At 73.7% G+C, this 16,859-nt stretch carries 15 protein-coding genes; 10 read left to right on the top strand and 5 right to left on the bottom strand.

Translation table 11 applies throughout. The features are described from left to right. Window positions 1-138: 138 nt before the first annotated feature. Together ACIRG6_RS17915 and ACIRG6_RS17910 are read left to right on the top strand one after the other, a co-directional pair. Entirely contained in the window at window positions 139-1,656 is a 1,518-nt protein-coding gene (locus ACIRG6_RS17915) for a 3-hydroxyacyl-CoA dehydrogenase (protein WP_403323474.1), read from the top strand. After that, a complete protein-coding gene (locus ACIRG6_RS17910; RefSeq protein WP_318213603.1) occupies window positions 1,653-2,255 on the top strand; it encodes a TetR/AcrR family transcriptional regulator in 603 nt (200 codons plus the stop codon). Before ACIRG6_RS17915 ends, ACIRG6_RS17910 begins: the two co-directional genes overlap by 4 nt. Before the next feature lie 24 nt (window positions 2,256-2,279). Here ACIRG6_RS17910 and ACIRG6_RS17905 read toward each other — a convergent pair whose 3' ends face one another. Next, window positions 2,280-2,783, bottom strand: coding sequence for an Lrp/AsnC family transcriptional regulator (locus ACIRG6_RS17905; RefSeq protein ID WP_318216300.1), 504 nt, complete (start codon window positions 2,781-2,783; stop codon window positions 2,280-2,282). A gap of 189 nt (window positions 2,784-2,972) precedes the next feature. On the opposite strand from ACIRG6_RS17905, the gene pdhA reads away from it, so the two are divergent. From pdhA to ACIRG6_RS17875, 6 genes are all read left to right on the top strand, one after another. Next, on the top strand, window positions 2,973-4,127 hold the full coding sequence (pdhA, locus tag ACIRG6_RS17900; RefSeq protein WP_364675475.1) for a pyruvate dehydrogenase (acetyl-transferring) E1 component subunit alpha: 1,155 nt from the start codon (window positions 2,973-2,975) through the stop codon (window positions 4,125-4,127). Continuing rightward, complete coding sequence (locus tag ACIRG6_RS17895) at window positions 4,124-5,128, top strand: alpha-ketoacid dehydrogenase subunit beta (protein WP_318213605.1); 1,005 nt, start codon at window positions 4,124-4,126, stop codon at window positions 5,126-5,128. The genes pdhA and ACIRG6_RS17895 overlap by 4 nt, the downstream gene beginning before the upstream one ends. Next, window positions 5,128-6,537: a dihydrolipoamide acetyltransferase family protein gene (locus tag ACIRG6_RS17890; RefSeq protein WP_403323472.1), complete on the top strand. Its 1,410-nt coding sequence runs from the start codon at window positions 5,128-5,130 to the stop codon at window positions 6,535-6,537. Before ACIRG6_RS17895 ends, ACIRG6_RS17890 begins: the two co-directional genes overlap by 1 nt. Before the next feature lie 80 nt (window positions 6,538-6,617). Next, window positions 6,618-7,586 (top strand): NTP transferase domain-containing protein, encoded by a 969-nt coding sequence (locus ACIRG6_RS17885; RefSeq protein ID WP_365020333.1) that lies wholly within the window; start codon window positions 6,618-6,620, stop codon window positions 7,584-7,586. Continuing rightward, on the top strand, window positions 7,586-9,091 hold the full coding sequence (locus ACIRG6_RS17880) for a molybdopterin molybdotransferase MoeA (protein WP_364675483.1): 1,506 nt from the start codon (window positions 7,586-7,588) through the stop codon (window positions 9,089-9,091). Before ACIRG6_RS17885 ends, ACIRG6_RS17880 begins: the two co-directional genes overlap by 1 nt. Beyond that, window positions 9,088-10,185, top strand: coding sequence for a potassium channel family protein (locus ACIRG6_RS17875; protein WP_350717140.1), 1,098 nt, complete (start codon window positions 9,088-9,090; stop codon window positions 10,183-10,185). Before ACIRG6_RS17880 ends, ACIRG6_RS17875 begins: the two co-directional genes overlap by 4 nt. A gap of 60 nt (window positions 10,186-10,245) precedes the next feature. On the opposite strand, the gene ACIRG6_RS17870 is transcribed toward ACIRG6_RS17875, so the two are convergent. Together ACIRG6_RS17870 and ACIRG6_RS17865 are read right to left on the bottom strand one after the other, a co-directional pair. Continuing rightward, window positions 10,246-11,094, bottom strand: coding sequence for an ABC transporter permease (locus ACIRG6_RS17870; protein ID WP_365020328.1), 849 nt, complete (start codon window positions 11,092-11,094; stop codon window positions 10,246-10,248). Continuing rightward, window positions 11,091-12,113, bottom strand: a complete 1,023-nt coding sequence (locus ACIRG6_RS17865; protein WP_403323468.1) for an ATP-binding cassette domain-containing protein — start codon at window positions 12,111-12,113, stop codon at window positions 11,091-11,093. Before ACIRG6_RS17865 ends, ACIRG6_RS17870 begins: the two co-directional genes overlap by 4 nt. Before the next feature lie 174 nt (window positions 12,114-12,287). On the opposite strand from ACIRG6_RS17865, the gene ACIRG6_RS17860 reads away from it, so the two are divergent. Then, window positions 12,288-13,271 carry an NAD(P)H-quinone oxidoreductase gene (locus tag ACIRG6_RS17860; protein WP_364675492.1) on the top strand — a complete coding sequence of 328 codons (984 nt, stop codon included), beginning with the start codon at window positions 12,288-12,290 and terminating at the stop codon, window positions 13,269-13,271. A 69-nt stretch (window positions 13,272-13,340) separates the two neighbouring features. Here ACIRG6_RS17860 and ACIRG6_RS17855 read toward each other — a convergent pair whose 3' ends face one another. Further along, window positions 13,341-14,213, bottom strand: coding sequence for a hypothetical protein (locus ACIRG6_RS17855; RefSeq protein ID WP_403323466.1), 873 nt, complete (start codon window positions 14,211-14,213; stop codon window positions 13,341-13,343). A 218-nt stretch (window positions 14,214-14,431) separates the two neighbouring features. Between ACIRG6_RS17855 and ACIRG6_RS17850 the strand changes: the two genes are divergently transcribed. Then, window positions 14,432-14,968, top strand: coding sequence for a bacterial proteasome activator family protein (locus ACIRG6_RS17850; protein WP_403323465.1), 537 nt, complete (start codon window positions 14,432-14,434; stop codon window positions 14,966-14,968). A 73-nt stretch (window positions 14,969-15,041) separates the two neighbouring features. Here the strand turns inward: ACIRG6_RS17850 and ACIRG6_RS17845 are convergent, their stop codons facing one another. After that, window positions 15,042-16,718: a protein kinase domain-containing protein gene (locus ACIRG6_RS17845; RefSeq protein ID WP_403323463.1), complete on the bottom strand. Its 1,677-nt coding sequence runs from the start codon at window positions 16,716-16,718 to the stop codon at window positions 15,042-15,044. Window positions 16,719-16,859 lie beyond the last annotated feature (141 nt).

Here is a 16,859-nt window from a genome sequence, read left to right as displayed (position 1 = left end):
ACGAGCTCTCCGTCGAGTCGTGACCTCGGGGGAAACCTGGGCAGAAACAGGCGGACACGGCTAGAGTAACCGAACGATCGGTCGGGACAAGGGGGACCGCCGTATCTGTGGAAAACGCCGTGCGGGAGGATCGCGCACATGACAGCACTCGACCTCAGCAGCCCCGTGGCCGTCGTCGGCACCGGCACCATGGGCCAGGGCATAGCCCAGGTGGCGCTGGTCGCGGGCCACCCCGTACGGCTGTACGACGCCGCCCCCGGGCGCGCCCGTGACGCGGCCGACGCGATCGGCGCCCGGCTCGACCGGCTCGTCGAGAAGGAACGCCTGGGCGCCGCCGACCGCGACGCGGCCCGCGCCCGGCTGCGGCCCGCCGAGACCCTCGCCGAGCTGGCCGACTGCGCACTGGTCGCCGAGGCGGTCGTGGAGCGGCTGGACGTCAAGCAGGAGCTGTTCCGCGCGCTGGAGGACGTCGTCGCCGACGACTGCCTGCTCGCCACCAACACCTCCTCCCTGTCCGTCACCGCCATCGGCGGCGCGCTGCGCGTCCCCGGCCGCTTCGTCGGACTGCACTTCTTCAACCCGGCCCCGCTGCTGCCGCTGGTGGAGGTCGTCTCCGGCTTCGCCACCGACGCCGCGTCGGCCACCCGCGCGTACGAGACGGCCCGCGCCTGGGGCAAGACCCCGGTCGCCTGCGCGGACACCCCCGGTTTCCTCGTCAACCGCATCGCCCGGCCCTTCTACGCCGAGGCCTTCGCGGTCCACGAGGACCAGGGCGCGGACCCGGCCACCATCGACGCCGTGCTGCGCGAGTCGGGCGGTTTCCGGATGGGCGCCTTCGAGCTGACCGACCTCATCGGGCAGGACGTCAACGAGTCCGTCACGCACTCCGTGTGGCAGGCGTTCTTCCAGGACGTGCGCTTCACCCCGTCGCTCGCCCAGCGCCGTCTGGTCGAGTCCGGCCGCCTCGGCCGCAAGAGCGGACAGGGCTGGTACGACTACCGCGAGGGCGCCGAGCGGCCCGAGCCGCACACCGCCGAGCCGGCCGACCCGCCCGCGTACGTCGTGGTCGAGGGCGATCTGGCGCCGGCCGCCGAGCTGGTCGCGATGATCCGCGAGGCGGGCATCGAGGTCCGCCAGGAGGACGAGGACAACGGCACGCGCCTCGTCCTGCCCGGCGGCGGCCGGCTCGTGCTCGCCGACGGCCGGACAGCGGGGGCCTACCGGGACGTCGTCCACTTCGACCTCGCACTGGACTACCGCAGGGCCTCCCGCATCGCCCTGTCCGCCGCGCCGTCCACCTCCCCGCGCACCCTCGCCCAGGCCACCGGGCTGTTCCAGGCGCTCGGCAAGAAGGTCAGCGTCATCGGCGACGTTCCCGGCATGATCGTCGCCCGGACGGTGGCGCGGATCATCGACCTGGCGGTCGAGGCGGTCGCCAAGGGCGTGGCCACCGCCGAGGACATCGACACCGCGATGCGGCTGGGCGTCAACTACCCGCTGGGCCCGCTGGAGTGGAGCCGCCGCCTCGGCGGCGACTGGGCCTGCGAGGTCCTCGACAACCTGCACGAGTGCGCGCCCACGGGCCGGTACGCGCCCTCCCTGGCGCTCTACCGCCACGCGTGCGCCTCCGCCAAGCAGGAGGGCAGTTCCTCATGACCACCGCCAAGCGCGACACGTACACGCCCGAGACGCTGCTGTCCGTCGCCGTGCAGGTCTTCATCGAGCGCGGCTACGACGGCACCTCCATGGAGCACCTCTCCAAGGCGGCCGGCATCTCCAAGTCCTCGATCTACCACCACGTCACGGGCAAGGAGGAACTGCTGCGCCGGGCCGTGAGCCGGGCCCTGGACGAGCTGTTCGGCATCCTCGACGAGGAGCACGCCCGCGTGGGGCCGGCCGCCGGCCGGCTGGAGTACGTCGTGCGGCGCATGGTCGAGGTGCTCATGGCCGAACTGCCGTACGTGACGCTGCTGCTGCGGGTGCGCGGCAACACCGGCACCGAGCGCTGGGCGCTGGAGCGGCGGCGCGAGTTCGACCACCGGGTCGCCGAACTGCTCAGGGCGGCGGCGGCCGAGGGCGACGTGCGCGCGGACGTGGAGGTGCGCCTCGCGACGCGGCTGGTCTTCGGCATGATCAACTCGATCGTCGAGTGGTACCGCCCCGAAGGCCCCGACGGCCGGAGCGGCGCGGGCGAGCGCGAAGTGGTCGACGCGGTGGCGCGGTTGGTGTTCGCGGGGCTGCGCGGGACCTCCTGAACCGGCCGGGGCGCGCCCCCGCGCTCAGCCCTGCGGCTCCAGGTCCTCCGTCTCGAACACCAGCAGCGTGCGCGTGCTGAGCACCTCCGGGATGGCCTGGAGGCGGGTGAGGACCAGCTCCCGCAGGGCCCGGTTGTCGGGCGTGTGCACCAGGAGCAGCACGTCGAAGTCGCCGCCCAGCAGGGCGATGTGGGAGGCGCCGGGGAGCTGCCTGAGCTGCGCGCGGACCGTGCGCCAGGAGTTCTGGACGATCTTCAGCGTGATGTACGCCGAGGTGCCGTGCCCCGCGCGTTCGTGGTCGACGCGGGCGCCGAAGCCGCGTATGACGCCGTCCTCGACGAGCCGGTTGATACGCGCGTAGGCGTTCGCCCGCGAGACGTGCACCCGCTCGGCGACCGACCGTATCGAGGCGCGCCCGTCCGTCTGGAGCATGCGCAGGATGTCCTGATCGATCGCGTCCAGCGGGCGCGGGGGCGGCGGGGTGCCGGCGTCGTCCGGGCCGCCGGCCTCTCCCGGGCGTTCGGCCATTTGTTCAGATGCCATGTGCCCCCGCCTTCCTACCATGGACGTACTGCGTCCATCTCAGGTTGTGGAGAACCGTTTGTCCACAGCCTGGGGGTGCCTGTAGCCAAAATGTGCCGACGACCGAACAATCGGTAGGTGAGGCCCGTCACACCCGTGCCGGGCCCGAAGCCGCTCCCACGAGGAGGTGCCGTCATGACGGTCATGGAGCAGCGGGGCGCGTACCGGCCCACACCGCCGCCCGCCTGGCAGCCCCGTACCGACCCCGCGCCGCTGCTGCCGGACGCGGAGCCGTACCGCGTCCTCGGCACGAAGGCCGCCGAGGGGACGGACCCCGAGCTGCTGCGCACGCTGTACGCCCGGCTGGTGAGCGGCCGGCGCTACAACGCGCAGGCCACCGCCCTGACCAAGCAGGGCAGGCTCGCGGTCTACCCGTCCAGCACCGGCCAGGAGGCATGCGAGGTCGCCGCCGCGCTGGCGCTGGAGGAGCGCGACTGGCTCTTCCCCAGCTACCGCGACACGCTCGCCGTCGTCGCCCGCGGAGTCGACCCCGTCGAGGCCCTCACCCTGCTGCGCGGTGACTGGCACACCGGCTACGACCCCTACGAGCACCGGGTCGCGCCCCTGTCCACCCCGCTCGCCACCCAGCTGCCGCACGCCGTGGGCCTCGCGCACGCCGCCCGCCTCAAGGGCGACGACGTGGTCGCGCTGGCCATGGTCGGCGACGGCGGCACCAGCGAGGGCGACTTCCACGAGGCGCTGAACTTCGCCGCCGTCTGGCAGGCCCCGGTCGTCTTCCTCGTGCAGAACAACGGCTTCGCGATCTCCGTGCCGCTCGCCAAGCAGACCGCCGCCCCGTCGCTGGCCCACAAGGCCGTCGGCTACGGGATGCCCGGCCGCCTGGTCGACGGCAACGACGCCGCCGCCGTCCACGAGGTCCTCACCGACGCCGTGCGCCGTGCGCGCGGGGGCGGCGGACCCACGCTGGTGGAGGCGGTGACGTACCGCGTCGACGCGCACACCAACGCCGACGACGCCACGCGCTACCGGGGCGACGCCGAGGTCGAGACGTGGCGCCGGCACGACCCCCTCGATCTGCTGGAGCGGGAGCTGACCGAGCGCGGCCTGCTCGACGAGCAAGGCATCTCGGCCGCCCGCGAGGACGCCGAGACGATGGCCGCCGACCTGCGGGCCCGCATGAACCAGGACGCGGAGCTCGACCCGATGGACCTCTTCGCGCACGTGTACGCCGAACCCACCCCCCAGCTGCGCGAGCAGCGGGACCTGCTGCGCGCGGAGCTGGCGGCGGAGGCCGAGGCCGGTTCCGGGCCGGAAGGGACCCACCGATGACCACCGTCGCCGTCAAGCCGGCCACCATGGCGCAGGCCCTCACACGGGCGCTGCGCGACGCGATGGCCGCCGACCCGGCCGTGCACGTCATGGGCGAGGACGTGGGCACCCTCGGCGGTGTCTTCAGGGTCACCGACGGGCTCGCCGAGGAGTTCGGCGAGGACCGCTGCACGGACACCCCGCTCGCCGAGGCCGGCATCCTCGGCACCGCGGTCGGCATGGCGATGTACGGGCTGCGCCCGGTCGTGGAGATGCAGTTCGACGCCTTCGCCTACCCGGCGTTCGAGCAGGTCGTCAGCCATGTCGCCAAGATGCGCAACCGCACCCGCGGCCGGATGCCCCTGCCGCTGACCATCCGGGTCCCCTACGGCGGCGGCATCGGCGGTGTCGAGCACCACAGCGACTCGTCCGAGGCGTACTACATGGCGACTCCGGGGCTCCATGTCGTCACGCCCGCGACCGTCGCCGACGCCTACGGACTGCTGCGCGAGGCCATCGCCTCCGACGACCCGGTGGTCTTCCTGGAGCCCAAGCGGCTGTACTGGTCGAAGGACTCCTGGAACCCGGAGGAGCCGGCGCCCGTTGAGCCCATAGGCCGCGCGGTGGTGCGGCGCTCGGGCCGGAGCGCCACGCTCATCACGTACGGGCCGTCGGTGGTCGTCTGCATGGAGGCCGCCGAGGCGGCCCGGGCCGAGGGCTGGGACCTCGAGGTCGTCGATCTGCGCTCCCTGGTGCCGTTCGACGACGAGACGGTGTGCGCCTCGGTGCGGCGGACGGGACGCGCGGTCGTCGTCCACGAGTCGGGCTCCTTCGGGGGCCCGGGCGGGGAGATCGCGGCCCGGGTCACGGAGCGCTGCTTCCACCATCTGGAGGCGCCGGTGCTGCGTGTGGCCGGGTTCGACATCCCGTATCCGCCGCCGATGCTGGAGCGTCACCACCTGCCCGGTGTGGACCGGATCCTGGACGCCGTGGGGCGCCTGCAGTGGGAGGCCGAAAGCTGATGGCACAGGTGCTGGAGTTCAAGCTCCCCGACCTCGGTGAGGGGCTCACCGAGGCGGAGATCGTGCGCTGGATGGTCGAGGTCGGTGACGTGGTCGCCGTCGACCAGCCGGTCGTCGAGGTCGAGACGGCCAAGGCGATGGTCGAGGTGCCCTGCCCGTACGGCGGGGTGGTCACCGCCCGCTTCGGCGAGGAGGGGGCGGAGCTGCCCGTCGGGGCGCCGCTGCTGACGGTGGCGGTGGGCGAGGAGGCCTCCGGCGGGGGCGGGCGGGACTCGGGCACCCGGGGCGAGAGTGCCGGGGAGCCGTCGGGCCGGCAGCCCGGGGACGATCGCGCCGAGGGGTCGGGCAACGTCCTGGTCGGGTACGGCACCTCCGAGGCGCCCGCGCGGCGCCGCCGGGTCCGGGCGGACGGACGGGCGGTCACGGCGTCCCCCGCGTCCGGAGGGGCGAACGGCCGGGTCCGTGCCGCCGAGCCGGTGGACGGGCCGGTCCCCGTGATCTCCCCCCTCGTGCGCAGGCTGGCCCGGCAGAACGACCTGGACCTGCGCGAGCTGACCGGCTCCGGCCCCGACGGGCTGATCCTGCGCGCGGACGTGGAGTACGCGCTGCGTGCCGCCGCGGTGCGGGGCGGCCGTCCGGCGGCCCCGGAGACCGACACCGCCCCGCACCCGGCCGGGCGGCCCCAGGCAGCGGCACCCGCCCTCCTGGGAGGGGCGCCGGCCGAGGTCCGCACCCCGCTCAAGGGCGTCCGGGGCGCCGTCGCCGACAAGCTCTCCCGCAGCCGGCGCGAGATACCGGACGCGACCTGCTGGGTGGACGCGGACGCGACGGAGCTGATGCGGGCCCGCGCCGCCCTGAACGGGGCAGGCGGTCCGAAGATCTCTCTCGTCGCCCTGCTGGCCCGGATCTGCACCGCCGCGCTCGCCCGCTTCCCGGAGCTGAACGCCACCGTCGACACGGAGGCCCGGGAGATCGTCCGGTTCGGCCACGTCCACCTCGGCTTCGCCGCCCAGACGGACCGGGGCCTGGTCGTGCCGGTCGTCCGGGACGCGCACGCGCGCAACGCCGAGGGCCTCACGGCCGAGTTCGCCCGGCTGACCGAGGCGGCCCGGGCCGGCCGGCTGACCCCCGGCGAGCTGACCGGCGGCACCTTCACGCTGAACAACTACGGCGTGTTCGGCGTCGACGGCTCCACGCCGATCATCAACCACCCCGAGGCGGCCATGCTCGGCGTCGGCCGCATCGTCCCCAAGCCCTGGGTCCACCAGGGCGAACTGGCGGTCCGTCAGGTGGTCCAGCTGTCGCTCACCTTCGACCACCGGGTGTGCGACGGCGGCACGGCGGGCGGTTTCCTGCGGTACGTGGCGGACTGCGTCGAACAGCCGGCGGTGCTGCTGCGCACCCTGTGACGGGAGTGCCCGCGCGCACACTCCGAAAGCGCGGGCTCCCCCGCGTTCCCTGTGATCGCGCGGGCCCGCATACTCGGGGGGTGACCGCGTACGAACCCCCGGGTGAGCCCGGCGCAGGCACCGACCCCGCGCCGGGGACGGCCCCCGCCGTGTACGACGCCGTCGTGCTCGCCGGCGGGGCCGCCCGCAGGCTCGGCGGCGCGGACAAGCCCGGCCTGCGCGTGGGCGGACGTGCCCTGCTCGACCGGGTGCTCGCCGCCTGCGCCGGGGCCCGCACCACCGTCGTCGTCGCCGACCCCCGGCCCACCGCGCGGCCGGTGACCTGGGCCCGCGAGGAACCGCCCGGCGGAGGACCCCTCGCCGCGCTCGCCGCCGGGTTGCGGCACACCACGGCGGAGCACGTCGTGGTGGTCTCGGCCGACCTGCCGTTCCTCGCCGCACCGACCGTCGGGAGACTGACGGGGGCCCTCGCCGCGAGCGATGCCGACGGCGTGCTCCTCACCGACGCCGATGGCCGCGACCAGCCCCTCGTCGCCGCCTACCGCGCGTCGGCGCTGCGCCGTGGACTCACCGCGATCGCCGGCGGCCGGGCGGATCTCACCGGGCTGCCGCTGCGCCGGCTGACCGACGGTCTGCGTCTCACCCGCGTCCCCGACGCCGTCGCCTCGTTCGACTGCGACACCTGGGACGACATCGCCACCGCCAGGGCACGCATCAGGGAGCATGGGCACGTGTTGGATGAATGGATTTCCGCAGCCAAGGACGAGCTGGGCATCGACCTGGACGTCGACACCCGCGTCCTGCTCGACCTCGCCCGGGACGCCGCCCACGGGGTGGCCCGGCCCGCGGCTCCGCTGACCACCTTCCTCGTCGGCTACGCCGCCGCGCGGACCGGGGGAGGCCCCGAGGCCGTCGCCGAGGCCGCCCGCAAGGCCGCCGCCCTCGCCCAGCGCTGGGCGGAGGAGGCCGCCGGCTCCGGGGCAGCCCCCGCGGCGGGCAAGCCGGACGTGGCCCCCGACGCCACCCCCGACACCCGCCCGGACGCCTGATGACCTCCCCCGGCACACGGGCCGGCGAGGAGGCGGAAGACCTCCACGTCGAGGAGGCGCTCGCCCTCGTACGCGAGAACCCCGGCCCGCCGCCCGGCGACCGGGCCCCCGCCCGCGGCACCCAGCCCGGACCCGCTGCTCGCCCCGGTCACGGCGCGCACCACGGTGATGACGAGCTCCCCGGTGACGGTGCGCACCCCGGCCACGACCCCCACCAAGGGCACGAAGCGCGCCCCGGTGGCGACACGCGCCCCGGTCACCGCGCCGCCTCGCACCGGCCGGCGCAGTCCCGGCACCGTGCGACCCCCTGGGCCGAGGCCCGGTCGGTCGCCGAGCGGGCCGGCCGGGCCGGTGCCCGCGCGGGCCGCCGCGCCCCGGCCTCCGTGCCGCTCGACGCCGCGCTCGGGCTCACGCTGGCCGCGCCCCTCACCGCCCTCACCGACCTGCCCTCCTTCGACACCTCCGCGATGGACGGCTGGGCGGTCGCCGGCCCGGGCCCCTGGACCGTGCGCGACGAGGGCGCCCTGGCCGGGCACGCCGAGCCCGCGCCGCTCACCGACGGCGAGGCCGTCCGCATCGCCACCGGCGCCCGCGTCCCCCTGGACACCACCGCGGTCCTGCGCACCGAGCACGGCCGCACCGACGAACGGGACCGCCTGCACCCCACCCGCGAGGTCGTGCACGGCCAGGACATCCGGCCGCGCGGCCAGGAGTGCCGCAGCGGCGACCAGTTGCTGGCCGTCGGGACCCTCGTGACCCCGGCCGTCCTGGGTCTCGCGGCGGCCGCCGGATACGACACGCTGACCACCGTTCCCCGCCCCCGCGTCGACGTCCTGGTGCTCGGCGACGAACTGCTCACCGCGGGCCTGCCGCACGACGGCCTCATCCGGGACGCGCTCGGCCCCATGCTGCCGCCCTGGCTGCGTGCCCTGGGCGCCGAGGTCTCCACCGTCCGGCGGATCGGCGACGACGCCGACGCCCTGCACCGGGCCGTCACGACGTCCGAGGCCGACCTGATCGTGACGACCGGCGGCACCGCTGCCGGCCCCGTCGACCACGTCCACCCGATCCTGCACCGCGTCGGCGCCGACCTCCTCGTGGACGGCGTGAAGGTGCGCCCCGGCCACCCCATGCTGCTGGCCCGGATCGCGGAGGGACGGCACCTCGTCGGCCTGCCCGGCAATCCCCTCGCCGCCGTCTCCGGGCTGCTCACGCTCGCCGAGCCGCTGCTGCGCACCCTCGCGGCCCGCCCGGCGCCGGAGCCGTACACGCTGCCGCTGCGGGACGCGGTGCACGGGCACCCGTACGACACCCGGCTGGTCCCCGTCGTCCTGCGCGGCGAGGGCGCGGTGCCGCTGCACTACAACGGTCCGGCGATGCTGCGCGGCATCGCGGCGGCCGACGCCCTGGCCGTCGTGCCCCCCGGCGGTGTGCGGCCGCAAGAGGAGACCGAGTTGCTCGACCTGCCCTGGGCAACCGGCGGAATCGGAGTGTGTTTCACGTGAAACTTCCGGGCCAGGACGCGATCGCCCGCCAGGCGGACGAGCACCTCGTGACCCATCGGGTGAAGCTCCCGAAGAAGCTGGTGGAACACCCGATCCGGCAGGTCGGCAAGCGGCTGTCCCTGGCCCTGGTGGTCCTCCTGGCGACCGCGCTGATCGTCTATGCCGATCACGACGGTTACAACGACAACTCGGACGGTTCCGTCGATCTCCTCGACGCCTTCTACTACGCCACCGTCACCCTCTCCACCACCGGGTACGGCGACATCACCCCGGTCAGCGACGCCGCCCGGCTGACCAACATCTTCGTCATCACGCCCCTGCGCGTGCTGTTCCTGATCATCCTGGTCGGCACCACGCTGGAAGCCCTCACCGAGCGCACTCGGGAGGAGTGGCGCCTGAACCGCTGGAGGTCCACCTTGCGCGATCACACCGTCGTCGTCGGCTTCGGCACGAAGGGGCGGTCGGCGATCCAGACCGTGTGTGCGACGGGCCTGCGCAAGGAGCAGGTCGTCGTGGTCGACCCCAGCGGGAAGGCGATCGACGCCGCGACGGCCCACGGGTTCGCGGGAGTGGTCGGCGACGCGACGCGCAGCGACGTGCTGAACCGGGCCGAGGTCTACCGGGCGAAGCAGATCATCATCGCCACCCAGCGCGACGACACGGCGGTCCTGGTGACGCTGACGGCCCGCCAGCTCAATCGCTCCGCGAAGATCGTGGTCGCGGTGCGGGAGGAGGAGAACGCCCCGCTGCTCAAGCAGTCCGGTGCGGACGCCGTGATCACCAGTGCCAGCGCCGCGGGCCGTCTGCTCGGGCTCTCCGTGCTCAGCCCCGCCGCCGGCATGGTGATGGAGGACCTGATCAGCCAGGGCAGCGGGCTCGACCTCGTCGAACGCCCCGTCATAAAGGCGGAGGTGGGCAAGAGCCCGCGCGAGACGGACGACCTGGTGGTGAGTGTCCTGCGCGGGCACCGGGTGCTCGGGTACGACGACCCGGCCGTGGGCGGCCTGGAGCTGACGGACCGGCTGATCACCATCATCCGTGCGACGCCGGGCTCCCAGGTGGCCCCGGACACCCGTCCGCTGCCGCGCGACTGACGACGGCCACGGGCCGGCCGACGGGACCACCGCGTACGTCGTGCCGGCCCGTGGGGCCGCCTACTTGCGGTTGTACAGCCGCATGGTGACCGGCCCGAAGACGAGCAGGAACAGGGCCGTCCAGCCCAGCGTCCAGCCGATCTCCCCGCCGGGCCACTCACCCGCCATCAGCTCTCGCACCGCGGAGGCGAGATGGGTGATGGGGCTGTTGTTGACGAACGCCTGGAGCCAGCCGGGCATGGTCCTCGGGTCGACGAAGACGTTGGACAGGAAGGTGAGCGGGAAGATCACCATCATGCTGACGCTCATCACCGACTTCTCGGTCCGCAGCATCAGCCCGAACATCGTCCAGATCCACGAGAAGGCGAACGAGAACACCAGCAGCAGCGCGACCCCGGCGACCACGCCGACGAAGCCGCCGTCCGGCCGGTAGCCGAGGAGCAGGCCCACGGCGAGCATGACGACCGACGCGATCGTGTAGCGCAGCGCGTCGCCGAGGAGATAGCCGACCATCGCCGACGGCCGCCAGATCGGCAGCGAGCGGAAGCGGTCGAAGACGCCCTTCTCGATGTCGATGTTCACCGAGACCCCGGTGTACATCGTGATCATCACGACCGACATCACCAGGATGCCCGGCAGAACGAACTGGATGTAGTCACTCGGCGAACCCGCCAGCGCGCCGCCGAAGAGGTACGTGAACATCAACAGGTTCATGATCGGGAAGGCCGTGACGTCGAAGAGCTGCTCCGGCACGTGCTTGATCTTGAGGATCGCGCGCCAGCCGAAGGTCAGGGACGTCGACAGGGAGCTGGGCCGCGGCGGGCGCTCCCCGGTGACCAGCAGGGTCGCCAGCGACTCGGTGCTGACCGGGGCGAGGTCCGTGCTCTGGGTGCTCGTGGCCGTGCTCATGCCGCCACCTCGTCCTTCGTGCCGTCGCCGTCGCGGGCATCGTCGTCGTGGCCGGTGCCGTGGCCGGTCAGGGCCAGGAAGACCTCGTCGAGGCTGGGCTGCCCCAGGGAGAAGGTGTCCACCGTGATGCCGCCCCGGGCCAGCTCGCCCAGCGCCTTCGCGGCCTGGTCGGCCGCCGTGTCGCCGCTCGCCGCGCCGAGGCGGGCGGTCAGTGCCACCGGGTCGGGTTCCAGCTGCACCTCGGCGGACAGCAGCTCCCGCAGCACCCGCTCGGCCTCGGGCCGCCGGTCCGCGTCCCGCAGCCGCACGTGGACGGACCCGGCGCCGACGGACGCCTTGAGTTCGCCCTTGGTGCCCTCGGCGATCACCCGCCCCTTGTCGATGACGGCGATCCGCGACGCCAGCTGGTCGGCCTCGTCCAGGTACTGCGTGGTCAGCAGCACGGTGGTGCCCTGCGCGACGACCGCGCGGACGATGTCCCACACCTGATTGCGGCTGCGCGGGTCGAGCCCGGTCGTCGGCTCGTCGAGGAAGAGCAGGTCGGGAGTGTTGAGGATGGACGCGGCGATGTCGATCCGGCGCCGCATGCCGCCGGAGTAGTGCTTGACCTGCCTCGCGGCGGCGTCCGTCAGCCCGAAGGCCTCCAGCAGCCGGTCGCCCCGCTCGCGGGCGGCCTTCTTGCCGTGCCCGAGGAGGCGGCCCAGCAGGATCAGGTTCTCGGTGCCGGTGAGGTCCTCGTCGACGGACGCGTACTGGCCGGTGAGGCTCACCCGGCCGCGTACCTCGTCGGCCTCGCGCACCACGTCGTGACCGAAGACGTGGGCCTGGCCGCCGTCGGGCCGCAGCAGGGTGGCGAGCATCTTCACCGTGGTGGTCTTGCCGGCGCCGTTGGGCCCGAGGACGCCGTACACCGTGCCGGCGGGCACCGCGAGGTCCACCCCGTCCACGGCCCGGGTCTCGCCGAACGTCTTCACCAGACCGGCGGTCTCGATCGCCAGGCCCGACGTGTGCGTGTTCATACGTGGTGGTCCTTCCGCGCTCTTGGGCTACGCATGGGAAGACCTTTACCGTCGCGCAAACTCATCGGTCCCGCACGGGCTTTTTGGGCGGCAGGGCCCAAAGGCGGACACGGGGTCCGACCGCGGACGCGGGCAGAGGGGCCCGGGCGGGGACCGAGGAGTAGCGTCGCCCCCATGCATGCGATCACGATTTCCGAACCCGGAGGCCCCGAGGCGCTGGTCTGGACCGAGGTCCCGGACCCGGTGCCCGGCGAGGGCGAGGTCCTGGTCGAGGTGACGGCCGGCGCCGTCAACCGGGCCGACATCATGCAGCGCCAGGGCTTCTACGACCCGCCGCCCGGCGCTTCCCCCTACCCCGGCCTGGAGTGCTCCGGGCGCATCGCCGCGATCGGGTCGGGGGTGTCGGGCTGGTCCGTCGGCGACGAGGTGTGCGCGCTGCTCGCCGGCGGCGGCTACGCCGAGAAGGTCGTCGTCCCGGCCGGTCAGCTGCTGCCGGTCCCCGAGGGCATCGACCTCAAGCAGGCCGCGGCCCTGCCCGAGGTGGTCTGCACGGTCTGGTCGAACGTCTTCATGGTCGCCCACCTCCGCCCCGGCGAGACGCTGCTCGTGCACGGCGGCTCCAGCGGCATCGGCACCATGGCGATCCAGCTCGGCAAGGCCGTCGGTGCGAAGGTCGCCGTGACGGCGGGTACCAAGGAGAAGCTGGAGCGCTGCGCCGAGCTGGGCGCCGACATCCTGATCAACTACCGGGAGCAGGACTTCGTCGCCGAGGTGAAGGAGGCCACCGGCGGGGCGGGCGCCGACGTCATCCTGGACAACATGGGCGCCAAGTACCTGGACCGCAACGTCCAGGCGCTGGCCGTCAACGGGCGGCTCGCGATCATCGGCATGCAGGGCGGCCGGAAGGGCGAGCTGAACATCGGCATGCTCCTCGCCAAGCGCGCCGCCGTCAGCGCGACCTCGCTGCGGGCCCGCCCGCCGGCGGAGAAGGCGGCCATCGTGGCGGCCGTGCGCGAACACGTCTGGCCGCTGCTCGCCGGGGGGCACATCCGCCCGATCATCGACCGTGAACTCCCGATGAGTGACGCGTCCGCCGCGCACCGGGTCGTGGAGGAGAGCGGTCACGTCGGCAAGGTGCTGCTGGTCGCGGCGCCGTAGCAGTACGCCGTACGCCCCAGGTCCGCTCCCCTCCGCCCGCCCGTGGCGGGAGGGACCGTGCGGACCGGCTCAGGCCCCGTCCCGGCGCAGGCGGAGGCCGACGAAGGCCAGGGCCAGGCCGAGACCGACGAGGACCAGCCCGCTGCCCAGGGGCAGGACCTTCAGGACGGGGCCGGTGGCCCCCTCGGTCCGGGCGGCGGACGTCGGCTCGGACCGAGGCGTGGCCGCCGTGGTCGTCGGGGCGGTCGCCCCGGGCGGGACGGCGACGGCCGGACTGTCGGGGCGGTCGGGGCGGTCGGGGCGGTCGGGAAGGTCCCTGCCGCCGACACCCTCGTGGTCGGCGTGGCCCTTCGTACCGTTCTCCTCCGCCTTCTCCGCGTCCGGCCGCCCCGGCCGCTGCCGGCCCTCGCCCGCCCTGCTGCCCGCCCGGGAGGGCTCGCCGTCCGGCGCGGAGGCGGACGGGGCCGGTTTCGAGGGAGCGGGAGAGGGCGTCGCGGACCGGTGGCCGGCGCCGGACGCGGGACGGGAGGGCGGACGGCCCTCCTCGGGGCGGGGCGCGTGGGCGGTCGCGGAGGGAGCGGACGAGGGACGCTTGCCGGGGCCGTCCGGATGGCGCGGGCCGTCGGAGCGGCCGGGCCCGGCCGGGCGCTCCAGGTGCTCGGCGAGACCGGGGCGGTCGGGGTCACCGGGGCCGCCCGGGCCGGACCCCGCCGCCCGGCCGGCAGCGGGCACCGGCACCGAGGCGGACGGGGACACCAAGGCCCTGGACGCAGAGGGCCCCGACTTCGCGGCCCCTGCCGTCCCGGCCCCCGGCACCACGCTCTCCGACGCCGTGAACCCGGCGCCCTGCGCCACCCCCGCCGCGCCGGGCGACATCAGCGCGCCCACCCCCAGAACCCCCGCCAGCCCCGTCGCGCGCACGGTCCGCAGCCATGGAGTCACGTCGTGACCCCCTCCCGGTGAGCAGTCGACAAAAAACCAACGGTTGCCGACATCGACGCGCCGACCTCGGGCTGCCGAGACCGACGGGTCGAAAATCGACGGAACAAGCCTCACACCTACCCGCTTTCCCGGCATTCCGGACTCCGCCGTACGTGGTGGATCACGTTTCCCCGGGGGCACCACACGGATGCGGCACAGCGGTGCGAGAGAATGGCGGTATGGAGATGCCGAGGAACGACAGGTCGCCGGAGAATCCCCAGATCCTGGTCGTCGGCCAGGACGGAATGGCACTGAGCGGGGGCGGTGACGGGGAGCCCCGTGAGATCCCGGTGACGGAGCAGGTGGAGCAGCCTGCGAAGGTCATGAGGATCGGCAGCATGATCAAGCAGCTGCTGGAGGAGGTGCGCGTCGCTCCCCTGGACGAGGCGAGCCGGGCCCGGCTCAAGGAGATCCACGCCAGTTCGGTGAAGGAGCTCGAGGACGGCCTCGCCCCGGAGCTGGTCGAGGAGCTGGAGCGCCTCTCCCTGCCCTTCACGGACGACGTGACACCCACCGACGCGGAACTGCGCATCGCCCAGGCCCAGCTGGTCGGCTGGCTGGAGGGCCTGTTCCACGGGATCCAGACCACGCTGTTCGCCCAGCAGATGGCCGCGCGGGCGCAGCTGGAGCAGATGCGCCGCGCTCTCCCGCCGGGCGCGGGCCACGACGGCGACGAGCCGCACCCGGGCCCCCGCTCGGGCGGCCCCTACCTGTAAGACCGTCCAGGACACCGAGTCGGCGAAGGGCCCGGCAGCATCGGCTGCCGGGCCCTTCGCCGTACGCGCGGGGTCAGGACGTCGGGGGATTGCCCGTCGACACCTTGAGCTGGATCTCCGGCATGTTGTTCTCGTCGACGTCAGTGCCGGCCTCGGGGAACTGGTCCCTGATCGAGCCCTCGCCGTACGTGTTCTCGTCGACCTGCACGATCTTCATCGTCCAGCCGGCGGCCTGGAAGCACTCCTTGACCGAGCCGATGTACTTGAAGGTGAAGTCGGGCACCCGGATCTTGTCGGGGTCGTTGTACGACTCCTCGGGCTCCGTGCACTCGTCCTTCTCGATCGTCTTCGTCGTGTCCGGCCCGCGGTAGCCCTCGGCCTTGGCGTTCGACGCGGAGGCGCTGGCACTGCTCCCGCCGCCGGCCTCGGGATCGTCGTCGCCGCCGCTCATCAGCAGCGCCGCGACCAGACCGCCCACCGCCAGGACGGCGACGACCGCCGAACCTATGATCACCAGCTTGTTGCTCCTGCCGCCGCCCGAGGGGCCGGACCCCTGGGCCTGGGGCGTGATGGTGTACGGAGGCGGAGTCTGCGCCCCCTGCTGCGGCGCGTACGCCGACGCGGCCGGCGTCGGGTAGCCGCCCTGCTGCGGATAGCCGTACGCCGGGGAGGGCGTCACCGGTGCCGGGGCGCCGTACGGGTGCGGCGCGGGCGTCGGCTGGTAGGGGGTCTGGACGTGGCCCGCGGGTGCCTGGCCGGTCTGGTCGACCGGCGGGAACACCGCGGAGCCGACACCCGAGCCGCTCGGCGTGTGCGCACCCGGCACGATGCTCGGCGGGGCGGCCTGGAAGGAGGCCGCCACCCGCAGACACTCGTCGCGCATGGCCTCGGCGCTGGGGAAGCGCTCGTTGGGGTTCTTCTTCAGCGCGCGGGCCACCAGCGCGTCCACGGCCGGCGGCAGGGCGCGGTTGACCGACGAAGGAGCCACCGGCTCCTCCTGCACGTGCGCGTAGGCGATGGCCAGCGGCGAGTCCGCGTCGAACGGCAGCCGCCCGGTGACCAGTTGGAACAGCATGATGCCGACCGAGTACAGGTCGGAGCGGGCGTCCACGCCGCGGCCGAGGGCCTGTTCCGGCGAGAGGTACTGCGGGGTGCCGACGACCATGCCGGTCTGCGTCATCGAGGTGACACCGGACTGCATGGCGCGGGCGATGCCGAAGTCCATCACCTTGACCACGCCGCGCTTGGTCATCATCACGTTGCCCGGCTTGATGTCCCGGTGGACCAGGCCCATCTCGTGGCTGATCTCCAGGGCCGCCAGCACATCCGCGGTGATCTTCAGGGCCTTGTCGGCGGGCATCGCGCCGAACCGGCGGACGTCCTCGTCGAGCACCGAGCCGAGCGGCCGGCCCTCGACGTACTCCATGACGATGTACGGCATCGGCGCGCCGACGCCCGCGCCGGAGGCGCTGTCGGTCAGCGTGTCCTCGCCGGTGTCGAAGACCGAGACGATGTTGGTGTGCGTGAGCTTGGCCACGGCCTGGGCCTCGCGGCGGAAACGCTCGCGGAAGGCCTGCTCCCGGCCCAGCTCGGTGTGCAGCGTCTTGATCGCGACCTGACGGTCCAGCACCGAGTCGTACGCCAGGTGCACCGAGGCCATGCCGCCCTCGCCGAGCAAGTCGCGCAGCTGGTAGCGGCCGCCGGCGAGTGCCCGCCCCGCGTACCGGCCCTGTCCGGCGTCCTGGCTCATGTCTCTGCTTCCCCCGTAGGCGCCGGCGGCAGCGGCCCGAGCGCGTGGTGATCCAAAGTGCTATTCCCGGCCAAGTCTGCCCCAGGGCAGTGACACGTCAAGCGCGGTGCCCGTTCCGTGACCGTACGCGAAAGAAGCGTC

This window comes from Streptomyces flaveolus (genome assembly GCF_044765825.1).
In the GTDB taxonomy this organism is placed as follows: Bacteria; Actinomycetota; Actinomycetes; order Streptomycetales; family Streptomycetaceae; genus Streptomyces; species Streptomyces flaveolus.
This window is presented reverse-complemented; position numbering and strand designations above follow the sequence as displayed.